This window comes from Mycetocola sp. CAN_C7 (genome assembly GCF_015752285.1).
In the GTDB taxonomy this organism is placed as follows: Bacteria; Actinomycetota; Actinomycetes; order Actinomycetales; family Microbacteriaceae; genus Mycetocola_A.
Genome location: NZ_JADOUY010000005.1, coordinates 267,244 through 283,209, shown reverse-complemented (window position 1 = coordinate 283,209; position 15,966 = coordinate 267,244). Strand labels below are relative to the sequence as shown.

The 15,966-nt window shown below is 66.8% G+C and carries 13 protein-coding genes and 1 tRNA gene; 6 read left to right on the top strand and 8 right to left on the bottom strand.

Features of this window, described 5'->3' with window-relative positions:
* Window positions 1-2: 2 nt before the first annotated feature.
* The 4 genes from IWX78_RS13110 to argS all read right to left on the bottom strand — a co-directional run bounded on the left by IWX78_RS13110 (window position 3) and on the right by argS (window position 5,336).
* Entirely contained in the window at window positions 3-1,310 is a 1,308-nt protein-coding gene (locus IWX78_RS13110) for a homoserine dehydrogenase (protein WP_196833980.1), read from the bottom strand.
* Entirely contained in the window at window positions 1,307-2,710 is a 1,404-nt protein-coding gene (gene lysA / locus IWX78_RS13105) for a diaminopimelate decarboxylase (protein ID WP_196833979.1), read from the bottom strand. The genes IWX78_RS13110 and lysA overlap by 4 nt, the downstream gene beginning before the upstream one ends.
* A 135-nt stretch (window positions 2,711-2,845) precedes the next feature.
* Window positions 2,846-3,670, bottom strand: coding sequence for an LmeA family phospholipid-binding protein (locus IWX78_RS13100; RefSeq protein ID WP_196833978.1), 825 nt, complete (start codon window positions 3,668-3,670; stop codon window positions 2,846-2,848).
* Between the two features lies 1 nt (window position 3,671).
* Window positions 3,672-5,336, bottom strand: a complete 1,665-nt coding sequence (argS, locus tag IWX78_RS13095) for an arginine--tRNA ligase (protein WP_196833977.1) — start codon at window positions 5,334-5,336, stop codon at window positions 3,672-3,674.
* Window positions 5,337-5,443: 107 nt separating this feature from the next.
* Between argS and IWX78_RS13090 the strand changes: the two genes are divergently transcribed.
* Window positions 5,444-6,067, top strand: coding sequence for a hypothetical protein (locus IWX78_RS13090; protein WP_196833976.1), 624 nt, complete (start codon window positions 5,444-5,446; stop codon window positions 6,065-6,067).
* Window positions 6,068-6,069: 2 nt separating this feature from the next.
* Here the strand turns inward: IWX78_RS13090 and IWX78_RS13085 are convergent, their stop codons facing one another.
* Window positions 6,070-6,864 carry a transglutaminase-like domain-containing protein gene (locus tag IWX78_RS13085; RefSeq protein ID WP_196833975.1) on the bottom strand — a complete coding sequence of 265 codons (795 nt, stop codon included), beginning with the start codon at window positions 6,862-6,864 and terminating at the stop codon, window positions 6,070-6,072.
* A 100-nt stretch (window positions 6,865-6,964) separates the two neighbouring features.
* On the opposite strand from IWX78_RS13085, the gene IWX78_RS13080 reads away from it, so the two are divergent.
* Window positions 6,965-7,037, top strand: a tRNA-Arg gene (locus IWX78_RS13080).
* Between the two features lie 162 nt (window positions 7,038-7,199).
* Here the strand turns inward: IWX78_RS13080 and IWX78_RS13075 are convergent.
* Window positions 7,200-8,573: an aspartate aminotransferase family protein gene (locus IWX78_RS13075; protein ID WP_196833974.1), complete on the bottom strand. Its 1,374-nt coding sequence runs from the start codon at window positions 8,571-8,573 to the stop codon at window positions 7,200-7,202.
* A gap of 78 nt (window positions 8,574-8,651) precedes the next feature.
* Here IWX78_RS13075 and IWX78_RS13070 point away from each other — a divergent pair, with 78 nt between their 5' ends.
* The gene (locus tag IWX78_RS13070) at window positions 8,652-10,082 is read left to right on the top strand and encodes an aminobutyraldehyde dehydrogenase (protein WP_196833973.1); all 1,431 of its coding nucleotides are present in this window, start codon (window positions 8,652-8,654) and stop codon (window positions 10,080-10,082) included.
* A 152-nt stretch (window positions 10,083-10,234) separates the two neighbouring features.
* Here IWX78_RS13070 and IWX78_RS13065 read toward each other — a convergent pair whose 3' ends face one another.
* Window positions 10,235-11,071 (bottom strand): DUF3097 domain-containing protein, encoded by an 837-nt coding sequence (locus IWX78_RS13065; protein WP_196833972.1) that lies wholly within the window; start codon window positions 11,069-11,071, stop codon window positions 10,235-10,237.
* A gap of 146 nt (window positions 11,072-11,217) precedes the next feature.
* Here IWX78_RS13065 and IWX78_RS13060 point away from each other — a divergent pair, with 146 nt between their 5' ends.
* Both IWX78_RS13060 and IWX78_RS13055 read left to right on the top strand, forming a co-directional pair.
* Window positions 11,218-13,275, top strand: coding sequence for a TPM domain-containing protein (locus tag IWX78_RS13060; RefSeq protein ID WP_196833971.1), 2,058 nt, complete (start codon window positions 11,218-11,220; stop codon window positions 13,273-13,275).
* Between the two features lie 38 nt (window positions 13,276-13,313).
* Window positions 13,314-14,105, top strand: a complete 792-nt coding sequence (locus tag IWX78_RS13055; RefSeq protein WP_196833970.1) for a PspA/IM30 family protein — start codon at window positions 13,314-13,316, stop codon at window positions 14,103-14,105.
* Window positions 14,106-14,181: 76 nt separating this feature from the next.
* Here IWX78_RS13055 and IWX78_RS13050 read toward each other — a convergent pair whose 3' ends face one another.
* A complete protein-coding gene (locus IWX78_RS13050; protein WP_196833969.1) occupies window positions 14,182-14,934 on the bottom strand; it encodes a gamma-glutamyl-gamma-aminobutyrate hydrolase family protein in 753 nt (250 codons plus the stop codon).
* A gap of 182 nt (window positions 14,935-15,116) precedes the next feature.
* Between IWX78_RS13050 and IWX78_RS13045 the strand changes: the two genes are divergently transcribed.
* Entirely contained in the window at window positions 15,117-15,935 is an 819-nt protein-coding gene (locus IWX78_RS13045; protein WP_196833968.1) for an arginase family protein, read from the top strand.
* Window positions 15,936-15,966: the final 31 nt, after the last annotated feature.

Here is a 15,966-nt window from a genome sequence, read left to right as displayed (position 1 = left end):
ATCTAGGCTCCTTCAACTCGTAGAACACTGACAACTGAATCGACCACGTCGCTTGTTTCGAGCGCTCGCACGGTGGCCTGAAGTGCGTACTCGCGTGCGGCGTGTGTGCCGATGACGAGGAACGCTGTTCCTTCGTCCTCGGCGGCAACGGTCTGCTCGACGGTCTCGACCGAGACGCCGCCGGCGGCGAACGTCGATGCGACTTCGGCCAGCACACCCTGGAGGTCGCTCACGCGGAGCGTGATCTGGTACTTCGTGATCACGGCGCCGATCGGCAGCAACGGGAGGTCGGCGTGGGTGGACTCACCGAGGCCTGGCCCGCCGGCCACGTGGCGACGCGCAGCGGAGACCAGGTCGCCGAGTACGGCGGATGCGGTCTGCACTCCCCCGGCCCCTGCCCCGTAGAACATGAGCGGCCCAGCGGCCTCGGCCTCGACGAAGACGGCATTGTTTCCACCGTGAACGGCGGCGAGCGGATGCTCCCGCGCGACGAGCGCAGGATAGACGCGGGCGGAGATTCCCTCCGTACCCTGCTCATCGGTGATACGCTCCGCGATCGCGAGGAGTTTGATGACGTGGCCCGATTTGCGGGCGGCCTCGATCTGCTCGGCGGTGATGTCTGCGATACCCTCGCGGTGCACCCGGTCGGCGGGGACGATGCTGTGGAAGGCCAGGCTCGCGAGGATGGTGGCCTTCTGGGCGGCGTCGTAGCCCTCGACGTCGAGCGTCGGGTCTGCCTCCAGGAAGCCGAGCTCGAACGCGGTCTTCTGCGCGTCTGCCATGCTGTCGCCGAAGCGGTCCATGCGGTCGAGGATGAAGTTCGTCGATCCGTTGACGATCGCGAGAATGCGCTTGACATTGTCGCCGGCGAGGCTGTCGCGCAGCGGCCGGATGATCGGAATCGCAGCGGCGACCGCTGCTTCGTAGTAGATCTCAGCACCGACCTGGTCGGTTGCGGCGAACAGTTCAGGTCCGTGCGCGGCCAGGAGGGCCTTGTTGCCTGTGACGACGTCGGCTCCTGCTCCGATGGCCTGCAGGATGAGGGAACGGGCGGGTTCGATGCCGCCGATGAGTTCGATGACGATGTCTGCGCCGACGACGAGGGACTCCGCATCCGTCGTCAGCAGCTCACGCGGGAGATCGACGTCACGGTCGGCGTCGAGGTTGCGCACGGCGATCCCGACCAACTCCAGCTTGGCGCCGGCACGTGCGGCGAGTTCATCGCCGTTGGCGAGCAGGAGCCTCGCCACCTGGGAACCGACGGAGCCGGCCCCGAGCAGGGCGACGCGGACAGTGCGGTATTCGATCATCGTGCATCCAATCCGGCGTCTCGCGCCAGTAGGTCGGACTCGGTCTCACCGCGGACGATCACTCGGGCGACACCGTCTCGGACGGCGACGACCGGCGGGCGTCCCAGATAGTTGTAGTTGCTCGCCAGCGACCAGCAGTACGCGCCGGTGGCCGGCACCGCGACGAGGTCGCCCGGAGCCACATCGGCCGGGAGGTAGTCGTCGGTGACGACGATGTCTCCGGACTCACAGTGCTTGCCTGCGAGGCGGATCAGCGCAGGCTCCGCATCGGAGGAGCGCCCGGCAAGCCGTACGGAGTAGTCGGCGCCGTACAACGCCGTCCTGGCGTTGTCGCTCATGCCGCCGTCGACACTGACGTAGCGCCGAACGGCTGAACCGCCGGCATCCGTCTGCACCTCGACATCCTTGGTGGTTCCGACCTCGTAAAGCGTGAACGTCGACGGGCCGATGACCGCGCGGCCCGGTTCGAAGGCGACGCGCGGAACGGCGATGTCGAGACGGGCACACTCGGATGCGACGATGCGCGCGATCTCGCGGGCGAGTTCGTCCATCGGGGTGGGGTCGTCTGCCGATGTGTACGCGATGCCGAACCCGCCGCCGAGGTTGAGTTCGGGAACCGGCCCGCCTGGGAGCAGATCGCGGTGCACGGCGAGGAGCCTGGCCGCTGACTCGGCGAACCCGTCCGAGCCGAAGATCTGCGAGCCGATGTGGCAGTGCAGGCCGTAGAAGTCGAGCGAATCGAAACCCCGGATCGTGGCGACCGCCTCAGCGGCGTGCTCGAGTGGCAACCCGAACTTCTGGTCTTCGTGCGCAGTGGCAAGGAACTCGTGGGTGTGCGCGTGCACACCGCTGTTGACCCGCAACCGGACACCCTGGCGGCGGCCGTGTCTGGTCGCAGCGGCGGCGACACGCGGGATCTCCTGCAGGCTGTCGATGACGATCGCGCCGATGCCGGCGGCGACGGCCCGGTCGATCTCTGCGAGCGACTTGTTGTTGCCGTGCAGGCCAAGCCGTGCCGCGTCGACACCGGCCGCCAGGGCAACGGCGAGCTCGCCGCCGGAGCAGACATCGATGTTCAGTCCGGCTTCGGCGACCCAGCGGGCCACCTCGGTGCAGAGGAACGCCTTGCCGGCGTAGTACACGGTCGCGCTCGACCCGACGGCAGCGAACTCGCGCTGGAAGGCCGCGAGGGTGTCGGCGGCCCTGCCGCGGGCATCCGCTTCGTCGACGACATAGACCGGGGTGCCGAACCGGGCGGCGAGCTCTGGAGCAGACAACCCGGCGACCATGAGTTCACCTGTCGTCGACCGCGATGCGTTTGCGGACCAGACCGAAGCGGACAGGGCATTGACGTCTTCAGGAACGCGCAACCACGATGGGGCAAGCGGGGAAGATGCCACAGCAGGAACCAATCGTGCGGGGAGACGTACCGCGCGGGTGAGCGGTGGAGACGGAATGAATTCTACCGAGAAGTCAGAAGTCCCAGCGAAATTGTGTCACGTCGCGTATGCGGGGCATGGAATCCAGCCGCGAGCTCACGCTGCCGGGCACTCCCCCGTGGTGCGGAGAGACGAACCGGAGAGAACGAAATCGTTCGCAGACAGGCTGAGCGAGGCGAAGCCGTCTGCGACCTCGATGTCTGAGAGGGTGACCCCCTCAGGCAGGCGGTCGGCCGCGCAGATTGTGACGGGTTCCGCGACGAGCCGGTCGAGGATCGAGGAGACGTCGAGCGATCCGACCGGCGACGTGACCTCGGCGCTCTGCGGTGTGAGCAGAACGTCGGTTCCGTCAGGGGTCAGCACCGCGGTGATGAGGTAGCCGATGTCGAAACCGAACACGGTGGTCGAATCCTCGTAACCGGCCGTCCCATCGCCGAGCACCAGTTGCGGGTCGTTCCCCGGCAGGGTGAGAAGCTCGTTGAGCGCGGGCTCATCGAGCGTGGCTGTTGCGTCGACTGAATCGACAGCGGTCTTGAGATCGATCGGGACTCCGGATGCCGTGACGACCACCCGTTCGACCGGGATGCCGTCGAATCGTGCGTCGTCGGACGAGATCGTGACCCTGTCCATCCGCCCGCTGAGGATCTGGAGGAGCACCCAGTCCCCGTCGATGTCGACGTCGACCGTTGCCTCGACGTTCGACGGGAGGTTCGTCTGGACGGCAGCGGCGACGGCGTCCTGGGTGAACCCGCGTGCAACGGACTCGGCCAGGAAGGCACCGCCAACCACGACGACGGCAGCAACGACGATCACGATGAACGCGGTGATCCACCGACGGCCCGCTGAACGACGGACCGGCTCACGCTCGGTTTCTGCACCCTGGCTCAGCCGGGTCCAACCGTCTTCGTCTGCTGCAGCCATGTCACATCCGATCGGGCGCGGAGACACCGACGAGGTCGAGTCCGTTGCTGAGAACCTGCCCGGTCGCGTCGTTGAGCCACAGGCGGGTGCGGTGCACGTCGCCGATCGGCTCGTCGCCGAGTGGGATCACGCGGCAGTTGTCGTACCAGCGGTGGTAGAGGCCGGCCACCTCTTCGATGTAGCGGGCGACGCGGTGCGGTTCACGCAGCTCGGCGGCCTGGGCGACGATCCGTGGGAACTCCTGCAGAGCGCCGAGCAGCGCAGACTCGGTCTCGTGGTCGAGGAGCTCGGGCGCGAAGACCGAACGGTCCACACCGGCAGCTGCGGCATTGCGGTCGACGGAGCGGGTGCGCGCGTGGGCGTACTGCACGTAGAACACCGGGTTGTCGTTGCTGCGCTTCTTCAACTGCTCGGGGTCGAGGGTGAGCGGCGAGTCTGCGGGGTACCTGGCGAGCGAGTAGCGCAGGGCATCGGTGCCGAGCCACGCCTGCAGGTCGTCGAGTTCGATGATGTTGCCCGCACGCTTCGAGAGCTTGGCGCCGTTGACGCTGACGAGCTGGCCGATGAGGATTTCGATGTCGGTCTCCGGGTTGTCTCCGGCAGCACCCGCCAGCGCCTTCAGGCGGTGGACGTAGCCGTGGTGGTCGGCACCGAGGAGGTAGATCTTGTGCGCGAACCCGCGATCCGACTTGGACAGGTAATAGGCGGCATCCGCTGCGAAGTAGGTGTAAATGCTGTTGCCTCGGCGGATGACCCGGTCTTTGTCATCGCCGAAATCGGTGGTACGCACCCAGACGGCGTCGTCTTCGTCGAACACATGGCCCTGCTCGCGCAGGCGGTCGACCGCGCGGTCGATGGCGCTCTGCCCGCTCTCGTCCCTGTCGTGCAGTTCTCGCTCTGAGAACCAGACGTCGAAGTGCACGTTGAACGAGGCGAGGGATTTCTCGATCTCGACCAGCTGCAGTTTGTAGGCGAGTTCGCGCGCCGTGGCGAGCTGCTCATCAGCGGGAAGCTCGAGCAGCCCCGGCTCGATCTCGAGAACCTGGCGGCCCAGCTCGGCGATGTACGCACCCGGGTATCCGCCCTCTGGCGTCGGCGCTCCGGTGATGGCGGCGAGGACCGATGCCCCGAAGGTGTCCATCTGGCTTCCGGCGTCGTTGATGTAGTACTCGCTGGCGACGGTCGCTCCTGCTGCACGGAGCACGCGCGCTAGCGAATCACCGAGCGCGGCCCACCGGGTGTGCCCGATGTGCAGCGGGCCCGTCGGGTTGGCCGAGACGAACTCGAGGTTGATGGACTGTCCGGCGAGTGACTCGTTGCGGCCGTACGCGGCACCGGCGTCGACGATCACCCGGGCGAGAGCCCCAGCGGCAGCGGCGTCGAGGCGCACGTTGAGGAAGCCGGGTCCGGCGACCTCGGCCGTGGCGATGCCAGACAATGCGCTCAGCCCTGTGGCCAGTTCGGTTGCGATCTCACGCGGGTTGGCATCGAGTCGCTTGGCGATCCGCATCGCCACATTCGACGACCAGTCACCGTGATCACGGTTGCGCGGACGCTCGAGGATCACGTCGTCCCGGTTGATCTCGGCTCCAGCGCCGGAGCGTCTGCCTTCGGCGAGCGGGACGACGAGGTCGAACAGGGCAGCGGCAAGGTCGTCAGGAGTCACGCGCTCGATTCTATCCGCAGCCGCGAATCCGGCCGGACGCGGCCCGTCGCGGTTGCGGGGATACCGGTCTTGATATCGTCGGAGCGTCCCCCAGCAGAGAGATGTCCATGGCTTCCTCGTTCCCCAGTTCCCGAACGGCGCGTCCGCTCGCCATCACCGCTGTCATGATCGGGGCGTTGCTCTTCTCCGGCTGCGCACCGGCCGAGGCCCCTGCTTCATCGGGGTCCCCATCGCCGTCGCCGAGCGCATCCTCGGAGCCGAGCCCGACATCCACAACGGAACCGTCCGATGGAACGATCGTCAGCGAGCCCGTCGACCTGGCCTGCGAGGAGCTCGTCACCCTCGACGACATGTATGCCTTCAACCCGAACATCAGTTTCGTCGAAGACGGGCAGCCTGCTGCAGACACCAAGGCCGGCCAGATCGCCGGGATGAACGGGCTCACCTGCCAATGGGCGAACAACTCGAGCAATGAGACCATCGACATCGCCGTCGCGAAACTCCCCGACGACCAGCTGACGGCCTTGAAGAACCTGGCGGTGACCGAGAGCACGCAGGTTCCGACCTACGGCGCTCCGCCGGTCGAGGGATACTTCACGGTGATCAAGAATCAGGGCGAGGCGCAGGTCTTCACCGGCGCGTACTGGGTGGCTCTGCGTTCGGTCGCCTTCTTCGAACCGGGCGACGCCGAGCAGCTCGCCGAGGCGGCGATCGCACACCTTCCGGAGTAGCGCTAGGGCAGGAGCACCGGAGTGCGCTGGTCATCCATCGGCAGCATCTGCGCGACGGCACCCACCTCGACCCGGTCGAGGGTGAGGTTGGCGTGGTGGTTGGTGAGGAACGCAATGTCGGATGCATCCCGCCCGGTCGCGATGCGAACCAGCGACTGCCTCGGTGCCAGCCGGGTGGCATCCACGATCTGCCAGGAGCCGTCGACCCACGCCTCGGCGAGGGCGTGGAAGTCCATCGGTTTGAGACCGGGCGCGTACGCGGACACCATCCTGGCCGGCATGTCGCATGCCCGCAGGAGTGCGATGACGAGGTGGGCGTAGTCGCGGCAGACGCCCCGCTTCGACTGGAACGTCGTCGCGGCGCTGTCGCCCACGTCGCTCGACCCGGGCACGTAGCTCAGGCTGTCGTGAACGAACGAGCTGACCGCGTCGAGCAGCACCTGCCCGTGCAGACCGCCGAACAGGTCGCGGGCGACCCGGAACAGCTTGTCGGATTCCGCGTACCTGCTCGGGCGGAGGTAGAGGATGTGGTCGAGCGGGCTCGCCGGCTCGACCGGTCGCTGCCCGGCGACGACCGCGTGGTAGTGGATCTCGAACGAGCCGGCGTAACCGGTGAACCGGTGCAACCGCGAACCGTGCTTGTCGGTCAGCTCCACCGGAGTGACCGAACCGGAGTGCGTGCGGATCGACAGCGTCTCGGTCAGGATCGGGGTTCCCGCCGCGACGGCGATGGACAAAATGACATCGCTGGTGCCGCCGAGCCGGAATTCGAGGTGGGCCGAAACAGTGCGATGCATTGGTCCATCCTCACACGCCGCTGAGCGGCATCCGTTCCCCGTGGACAGTGATCGGCGACGAATTTCGGCTCTCCCGAATTCTGGTAGTTTTGTCGCATACGCCTTCGTAGCTCAGGGGATAGAGCGTCGGTTTCCGGTACCGTAGGTCGCAGGTTCGAATCCTGTCGAGGGCACACTTTTTCACACGAGCGGCAGCGGTCGAAGTGGGCGCAGCACCACGACCGTTTGTGTCGTTCGGGCGGCAGTCGTTTCCCTCATCGGACAAAAACGGTCACAGTGCGCACCACAACGCGACCGTTTGTGTCGTATGCGGGCGCCGAACCCGGCGTCGGGTGTCATAGTTTCGTCCACGCGTCCGTCAGCACTCCACGCAGGATCTGCTCCATCTCGTCGAACACGGCTGGGCCGACGGTCAGCGGTGGCGCGAGCTGGATCACCGGGTCTCCCCGGTCGTCCGCACGACAGTAGAGCCCGTTCTCGAACAGCCCGTTGGAGATGACTCCCTTGAGCAGGTACGCGGACTCCGGACCGCTGAGCGTCTCTTTCGTCGCCTTGTTCCGCACGAGTTCGATTCCGAAGAAGTAACCGTCGCCGCGCACGTCTCCGACGATCGGCAGGTCGAGGAGCTTCTCGAGTGTCGACCTGAAGGTGTCGGTGTTGGCACGCACGTTGCCGCAGAGGTCCTCCTCTTCGAAGATGTCGAGATTCTCCAGCGCGACAGCCGACGACACCGGATGCCCGCCGAAGGTGTAACCGTGTGGGAAATACGCCTCCCCCGTGCTGAACGGTTCATAGATCCGGTCTGAGACGATCGTCGCCCCGATCGGTGAATAGCCGCTCGTCATCCCCTTGGCGCAGGTGATCATGTCCGGCTGGTAACCGTAGTGCTCGCACGCGAACATGGTGCCGATCCGGCCGAATGCACAGATCACCTCGTCGCTCACGAGCAGGACGTCGTATTGGTCGCAGATCTCGCGAACGCGGGTGAAGTAACCGGGAGGCGGCGGGAAGCATCCACCCGAGTTCTGCACCGGTTCGAGGAACACAGCGGCCACGGTGTCAGCGCCTTCGAAGAGGATCTGCTCCTCGATGCGGTTCGCGGCCCAGAGACCGAAGGCTTCGAGGTCGTCTCCGTGTTCAGGCGCACGGTAGAAGTTGGTGTTCGGCACCCGGAACCCGCCGGGGGTGACCGGTTCGAACATCTCTTTCATCGCGGGAATGCCGGTGATCGCCAGCGCCCCCTGCGGCGTGCCGTGGTACGCGACCGCCCGTGAAATGACCTTGTGCTTGCCGGGCTTGCCGTTGAGTTTCCAGAACTGCTTGGCGAGCTTGAACGCGGTCTCGACGGCCTCACCTCCACTGGTGGAGAAGAACACCCGGTTGAGGTCGCCAGGCGCATAGCCGGCGAGCCGGTCGGCGAGTTCGATCGCAGCTGGGTGGGCGAATGACCATAACGGGAAGAAGGCGAGCTGCTCGGCCTGCTTCGCCGCCACCTGGGCGAGCCGTTTGCGCCCATGCCCGGCATTCACGACGAACAGGCCGCTCAATCCGTCGATGTAACGCTTGCCACGGTCGTCGAAGATGTGGTGACCTTCACCGCGGGTGATGATCGGGATGCCGGGCTCGCGGTCCATCCGGGACTGGTCGGTGAAGTGCATCCACAGGTGGTCGTGAGCCTTGCGCCTGAGGTCGGCGGCATCGTCGGTCATCTCGGTACTCCCTCTGGTGGGTCGCTGCGGATTACGCTGAGGCTACTCCCACCCCGTGCTCGTGGAAAGGAACCGCGAATGCCCCGTCATCTGCAGAATTTCATCGGCGGCAGGCCAACGGATGCCTCCGGAGACGACCGACTCGACATCCGTGATCCGTCGACCGGTGAGGTGTACGCGACGAGCGCCGTGTCGACCGCGCGTGACGTCGGACTCGCGTATGACGCCGCAGCGGAGGCGTTCGAGAGCTGGGGCGAGACCACGCCGTCGGAACGGCAGAGGGCGCTGCTGCGGATCGCCGATGCGCTCACCGAGCGGGCGAACGAGTTCGCCGCCGTGGAATCGCTGGACACCGGCAAGCCCCTCGGCACCCTCGTCGAGGACGAGATCCTGCTCTCCGCGGATCAGATCCGGTTTTTCGCCGGGGCCGCTCGCACCCTGAACGGTCTCAGCGCCGGCGAATACCTCGCCGATCACACGTCGTACGTGCGGCGCGAACCGATCGGCGTGATCGGGCAGGTCACACCCTGGAACTATCCGCTCAACATGGCGGTATGGAAGTTCGCGCCTGCGCTCGCCGCTGGGAACACGATCGTGCTCAAACCGTCGGACACGACCCCGGCGTCGACGTTGATGCTGGCCGAACTGGCTGCCGAGTTCCTGCCGGCAGGCGTTTTCAATGTGGTCACCGGTGATCGCACGACCGGGGCCGCAATGATCGAGCATCCGACACCGGCGATGGTGTCGATCACCGGTTCTGTGCGCGCAGGCATGGAGGTGGCGAGGGCGGCATCCGCCGATCTGAAACGCGTCCACCTCGAACTCGGCGGCAAGGCCCCTGTTCTCGTCTACGACGACGCGGACCTCGAGAAGGCCGCGCGCGGCATCGTGGCTGCAGGGTATTTCAACGCCGGGCAGGATTGCACGGCAGCGACGCGAGTGCTCGTGCAGGCGTCCGTTCACGACGCGTTCGTTGCGGCGCTGACCGCTGCCGCCCGCGAGGATGCCACGACGGGGGCGCCAGACGAGGACGTGTTCTTCGGCGCGGTGAACAACGCCGCGCAGCTCGGCCGGGTCACCGGATTCTTCGACCGGCTGCCACACCATGCCATCGTCGAACTCGGTGGGCACCGCATCGACCGCCCCGGATACTTTTTCGAGGCATCGATCGTTTCCGGGCTTCGGCAGCAGGACGAGGTGATCCAGGAGGAGATCTTCGGACCGGTCATCACCGTGCAGTCGTTCGTCGACGAGGCCGAGGCCCTCCGGCTCGCGAACGGCGTGCGCTACGGACTGGCGTCCTCGGTGTGGACCACCGACCACGGACGGGCGATGCGCGCAGCGAAGACGCTGAATTTCGGCTGCGTGTGGATCAATACGCACATCCCGATCGTCGCCGAGATGCCCCACGGCGGGTTCGGGCATTCCGGTTACGGCAAGGACCTGTCGTTGTACGGGTTCGAGGACTACACCCGCATCAAGCACGTCATGCACTACACGGGGAGCTGAGACCCCCCGCGATCTCCTGCGAAACGTGCGCAGCGGCGTCCTGCGTCGACTCGGCAGAAGGAGATCAGCGCGAGGCACGGACGATTCGCTGGTTCTGGTCCTTATCTCGTTCCTGTTTCCTTATCTCGCGCTGTGCGATCTCCTGCGAATCCCTACGGAGCGGTCACGAAGTCGATGAGTTCCTCGACCCGGCCGAGGAACGCGGGTTCGAGGTCGGAGTAGGTGCGCACCCGCCCCAGGATCGCCTGCCAGGCCCTGGCGATGTCTGCCTGCGTCTCGTTCGGAAGGCCGAGAGCAGCGCAGATGCCTTTCTTCCACTCGATCGAGCGCGGGATCTCGGGCCACACCGTCAGCCCGACCCGCGCCGGCTTCACCGACTGCCAGACGTCGACGTACGGATGCCCCACAACGAGAACGTTCCCTCCGTGGTTGCCGCGCATCACGGCATCCGCGATCCTCGACTCCTTCGACCCGGGAACGAGATGGTCGACGAGCACGCCCACCCGCCGTGTGCGCGTCGGCGCGAAGTCGGCGATGATCGCGCCGAGGTCGTCGATACCACCGAGGTATTCGACGACCACACCCTCCACCCGAAGGTCGTCACCCCAGACCTTCTCGACCAGTTCGGCGTCGTGGCGACCTTCGACATAAATCCGCGAGGGGAGCGCAACGCGTGCCCTGGAATCGGCGACGGCGAACGACCCTGATGCGGTGCGCGCCGGCGCGCCCGCCTTTTTGCGTGGTGCGACGAGGACGATCGGAGTGCCCTCGAGCAGAAAGCCGGGTCCGAGCGGAAAAACCCGACGCTTGCCGTGCCGGTCTTCGAGTTGGACCGTCTTGCCCTCGATCCCGGTGACGGCCCCGCACCAACCCGTTGCCGTTTCTTCGACGACAAGGTCGGCACGAGCTTCATGCTCCACCGGGGGCGGGGTCTTACTCTTGCGCCAGTCCGTGGCGAGAACATCACGTCCGTACGGGTCATAACTCACCCGGGCAACGGTAGTCGCCCTCCCCCGAAGGCGACGGATGCCACGCGCGCGCCTCACACGCAAGGTCCAACCGACTCTCTGGACGCATTCAGGCAGGCAACCCTAGACTCGGGGCGTACCTCCACCGGCGAACAGAAGGCGGGCAGATGCGGGCACGCTCAGTCTGGGCAGTCGCGGCCGTGTGCGCCGCCGTGGTTCTGGGGACACCGACCGCCGCGCTGGCCACCGATCCGGTGCAGCTCGGGTCCGAGCGAGTGCTCGATGACGCCGGAGTGCTCTCCGGGTCGCAAGTCTCCGAGATCGAGTCGGCGATCGATGAACTCCGCTCAGATGCCGGCGCGGATCTGTGGGTGGTCTTCGTCGACGAATTCACCAATCCGACCGAGGCGGATGCCTGGGCGAACGGCACCGCGGAGACGAACGGGCTCGGTCCGTCGCAGTACCTCCTCGCCGTGGCCACAGATCAGCGTGCCTATTACCTGTCGGGCGCCACAGACGGCCCGGTGTCAGACGAGCAGCTCGGCGAGATCGAGCAGCGGCTGGTTCAGCCCCGGCTGACCGATGACGATTGGGCGGGAGCCGCCGTCGCCGCGGCATCCGGTCTCAACAATGCCGTCAACGGGCGAGACGTCGCGTCGTCCGGGAGCAGTGGGGGCGGTGCGAACACGGTGATCTGGATCGTGATCGCCGTCGCTGTGATCGCCGGGATCGTTATCGTCGTCGGTGCCATGCGCCGCCGCACAAAGAAGCCCGCCATCGATCCGCGAGCGGGGGAACCGGCAGCGCTGGCCGCCGTTTCGACAGAAGACCTCGCCCGCAAGGCCGGCAGCGCCCTCGTCGACACGGACGACGCCGTGAAGACGAGTGAGGAAGAAATCGGATTCGCCGTGGCGCAATACGGCGAGGAGACCGTGGCTGCGTTCCGAACGGCTCTCACCACGGCGAAGGACAACCTCTCGCAGGCGTTCACGATCCGCCAGCAGCTCACCGACGTGGAACCGGACACGGAACAGCAGGTGCGCAGCTGGAACGCCGAGATCATCAGGCTCTGCGTCGACGCGAACGCCGCTCTCGACGCCGAAGCCGACGCGTTCGACGACCTGCGCAAGCTCGAGCAGAATGCTCCGGCAGCGGTCGCTGCGCTCCGCGCCGAACAACAGCAGCTGCTCACCCGGTCGACCGCGGCAGAGCAGACGCTGACCTCGCTCTCCGCTCGCTACGCACCTGTCGCTGTGAGCACAGTCGCCGACAACACCGAACAGTCGGCCGATCGCGTCGCTTTCGCCGACCAGACGCTCGGTTCTGCGGAAGCCGACATCGCCTCGGGCGACCTGCCCGGTGCCGCGGTGAGCATCCGAGCGGCGGAGGAGGCTCTCGACCAGGCCGGACTGCTGCTCGACGCCATCGACAAGCTCGGCACGGATCTCGACGCCGCAGACCGGTCCATCGCTGATGTTCTGGCGGATCTGAAAAATGATCTGCAGCTCGCGCGTTCCCAACCCGATCCCGACGGTTCCCTCGTCAATGTGATCTCCGCGACCGGGTCGGTCATCACCGAGGTCGAGCAGAGGCGCACCGCAGGAGGTCACTCCCCCCGCGAGCTCCTGTCACGGCTGGAAGCCGCCAACACGTCGATCGACGGCATCCTCCAGCAGGTGCGCGACGACCAGGCCCGGCTGCAGCGTGCGCAGTCCCAGCTCGGTCAGGCGCTCTCCGCCGCAGGAGCCCAGGTCTCAGCCGCTGAGGACTACATCACGACGCGGCGCGGTGCCGTGGGGGCGGATGCCAGAACCCGGCTCGCCGAAGCAGGACGCAACCTCGTGCAGGCGCAGCAGCTCGCGGCATCCGACCCGGTTTCGGCGCTCGCAAGCGCCCAGATCGCCGACCAACTCGCCCGCGGGGCGATCGACGCTGCTCAGTCCGACGTGTCGGGCTTCGGCATGCAGGGCGGATTCCCCGGCGGAAACCAACAGTCAGGCAACGGCATGATGGGCGCCATTCTCGGCGGGATCATCATCAACTCGGTGCTTGGAGGCGGACGCTCGAGTGGCGGATTCGGCGGGTTCGGCGGGTTCGGCGGGTTCGGCGGGTTCGGCGGCGGAGGAGGCGGCGGCGGGTTCGGCGGCGGACGATCCAGCGGTCGCAGCGCAGGAAGTTTCGGCGGAAGCGGCACTCGCTCCCGCCGGGGAGGCGGCCGGTTCTGACGGCCGCCGAAATACACACAACGATCGAGAGGAAGACCATGACCAAGCAATCGATCTTCGGGCGAATCGCCCAGCTGGCGAAGGCGAACATCAACGCGCTCATCGACCAGGCGGAGGACCCCCAGCTGATGCTGGATCAGATGGTCCGCGACTACACCAACAGCATCGCCGACGCCGAGAGTGCCATCGCCGAGACCATCGGCAACCTGCGTCTCCTCGAAGAAGACCATTCCGAAGATGTGCGTGCAGCGAGCGACTGGGGCAACAAGGCTCTCGCCGCGAGCCGAAAGGCCGACGAGTACCGCACCTCGGGCAACGCAGCAGACGCTGACAAGTTCGACAACCTCGCCAAGATCGCCCTGCAACGCCAGATCGCGTCCGAGAACGAGGCCCGCGCCTCTGAGCCGCAGATCGCTTCGCAGACGCAGGTGGTCGAGCAGCTCAAGAACGGCCTCAACGGCATGAAGGGCAAGCTCGAGCAGCTGAAGAGCAAGCGCAGCGAGCTCCTCGCGCGTGCGAAGACCGCCGAGGCCCAGCGCAAGGTGGCCGATGCCGTCAAGAGCATCGACTTCCTCGACCCGACGAGCGAGGTCTCCCGGTTCGAAGACAAGATCCGTCGCGAAGAGGCGAAGGTTCGCGGTCAGCAGGAACTGACCGCGTCGAGCCTCGACGCCCAGTTCGAGTCGCTCGAGGACATCGGCGAACTCACCGAGGTCGAAGCGCGACTCGCAGCGATGAAGTCCGGCGGTGCCCCCGCCGTCTCCGGCTCGCAGCCCCAGGCTGCCGTCGAGGCAACGCAGGGCGCTCCGTACACGCCGAACCAGCAGTAACACTCCCGGGTCCGCCTGCACTCGTCGGCGGACCCGAGAGCGGGCCCGGCGACACCAGGGCGTCGGGCGGATGCCGTCAGGCGCTCTCGAGCACCGTCTCGGTCTGGTCGGCGAGTGCGTCGAGCAGCACCCGCAGCTGACCGGACGGCGCGAGGAGTGCCTCCGGGTGCCACTGCACCCCGGTGATCGGCAACGTCTCGTGTTCGATCGCCTCGATGTGACCGTCGTGAGCCCAGCCGACAGCTTGCAGACCCGTGCCGAGCTGGTCGACGACCTGGTGGTGTGCGCTCTGCACGACGATGTGGTCGCGACCGTATCTGGCTCCGAGACCGCTGCCGGCGAGCAGGCGCACCGGGTGCTCGACGAGCGCGTACTCGACCGGCAGATCGATGTTCCTGTGGCCGGCCGCGTCGACGTGCTGCAGGAGGGTGCCGCCGAGCGCCACATTGATCACCTGGTGGCCGCGGCAGATTCCGAGTACGGGGATCCCCCGGGCGGCGGCGACCCTCACCAGCTGGATCTGGGCGGCATCCGCCACCTCGAAATGGTAGCCCTCGCCCTCGTAGCCCCGCTCACCGTCGTAAAACTGTGGATCGATGTCTTCGCCGCCCATGATGACGACCGCGTCGGCGTCATCGGCGGCATGCAGGAGACCGTCGACGCCGAGGTCGGCGGCGGACAGCTGGCTGACATCCCACCCGGAGTCCCTGGCGTCAGCCGCAGCGCGGTCGATCATGGTGCGCACGTAGGCGTCGTACGCCGGCGAGTGCTCGCGCTGCGCGGTCACTTCGACCATGACGAGACGGCGGCCACTCGGAGGGCGTGTCATCCGGTCCTCCTGTCGTGTTCTGGCCAGACGTATCCCCCATTCTGCCCTGCCCGGCCGATTTCCTGCCATCCGTGAACGCAACAGGCCGCAACAGTCGCCCGCAACGCGGCAACCGATACGCCTGTCGGACGCGGCGTGAGCCATACGTCGCGCGGTACTCGGAAAAGCCCGATACTGGGGGGATGGCGACATTCGTAGTTGTGCCCGCTTGGCAGGGTTCCGGTTCATCGCGGGCGATGCGCCTCATCGACGGGGCGAATGCCATCCGTGGCGACCTCCCGTCCAGCGCGACCGTGCTCGTCGACGTCCCTGCCGAAGCCGGCGAATCGCTCGACACCGGTGTGCTCAGGCTGTCGTCGCTCACGATCATCCGCGAGCGACAGGAGGCCGCCCTGCGGTCCGCCGGCGGTCCGGTGATCACCGTTGGCGGCGGATGCTCCGTCGAACTCGCCGCCGTCGACCACGTGCTCTCCGCCGACGAAAACACGTGCGTGCTCTGGTTCGACGCCCACCCTGACCTCAACACCGCAGACGGTTCGCCGTCCGGAGCGTTCGACGGCATGGTGCTCAGGGCACTCCTCGGCGACGGCGTACCCAACCTCACGCCCCGCACGCCGCTCGCGCCCGGTCGGCTCATCCTCGCTGGCGCTCGCGACATCGACCCCGCCGAGCAGGAATTTCTCGACGGATCCGCCGTGCGGATGCTGCCGGTTGAGGACCTGACACCCGAGCGGGTGGTCGAGGCGATCGCGTCGTCCGGAGCATCCCGCGTCTACATCCACGTCGATCTCGACGTGCTCGACCCAGCCGACATCGCCGGGACCGACTGGGCCGAGCCGTTCGGACTCCCCGCTGTCTCACTCGTCGAGCTGATCGCCGCGGTGAAAGCCCGATTCGACGTCGTCGGCAGCGGGATCACCGGCTTCGCTCCGGCGAGCGCCGACCACGCCGTCGACGACCTCGGTACCATCCTGAGAATCCTCGGCGCGCTCGCACGCTGACCCTGCCACCTCCCGGGTCCTGCCGCTAATC

Bases quoted from the DNA above. Each gene is read 5' to 3' on its own strand.
- IWX78_RS13100 (WP_196833978.1), bottom strand. From the start codon at position 3,670: ATGGCTGCAGCAGACGAAGACGGTTGGACCCGGCTGAGCCAGGGTGCA.
- IWX78_RS13060 (WP_196833971.1), top strand. From the start codon at position 11,218: ATGCGGGCACGCTCAGTCTGGGCAGTCGCGGCCGTGTGCGCCGCCGTG.
- IWX78_RS13110 (WP_196833980.1), bottom strand. From the start codon at position 1,310: ATGATCGAATACCGCACTGTCCGCGTCGCCCTGCTCGGGGCCGGCTCC.
- IWX78_RS13075 (WP_196833974.1), bottom strand. From the start codon at position 8,573: ATGACCGACGATGCCGCCGACCTCAGGCGCAAGGCTCACGACCACCTG.
- IWX78_RS13045 (WP_196833968.1), top strand. From the start codon at position 15,117: ATGGCGACATTCGTAGTTGTGCCCGCTTGGCAGGGTTCCGGTTCATCG.
- IWX78_RS13090 (WP_196833976.1), top strand. From the start codon at position 5,444: ATGGCTTCCTCGTTCCCCAGTTCCCGAACGGCGCGTCCGCTCGCCATC.
- IWX78_RS13050 (WP_196833969.1), bottom strand. From the start codon at position 14,934: ATGACACGCCCTCCGAGTGGCCGCCGTCTCGTCATGGTCGAAGTGACC.
- IWX78_RS13085 (WP_196833975.1), bottom strand. From the start codon at position 6,864: ATGCATCGCACTGTTTCGGCCCACCTCGAATTCCGGCTCGGCGGCACC.
- IWX78_RS13070 (WP_196833973.1), top strand. From the start codon at position 8,652: ATGCCCCGTCATCTGCAGAATTTCATCGGCGGCAGGCCAACGGATGCC.
- IWX78_RS13055 (WP_196833970.1), top strand. From the start codon at position 13,314: ATGACCAAGCAATCGATCTTCGGGCGAATCGCCCAGCTGGCGAAGGCG.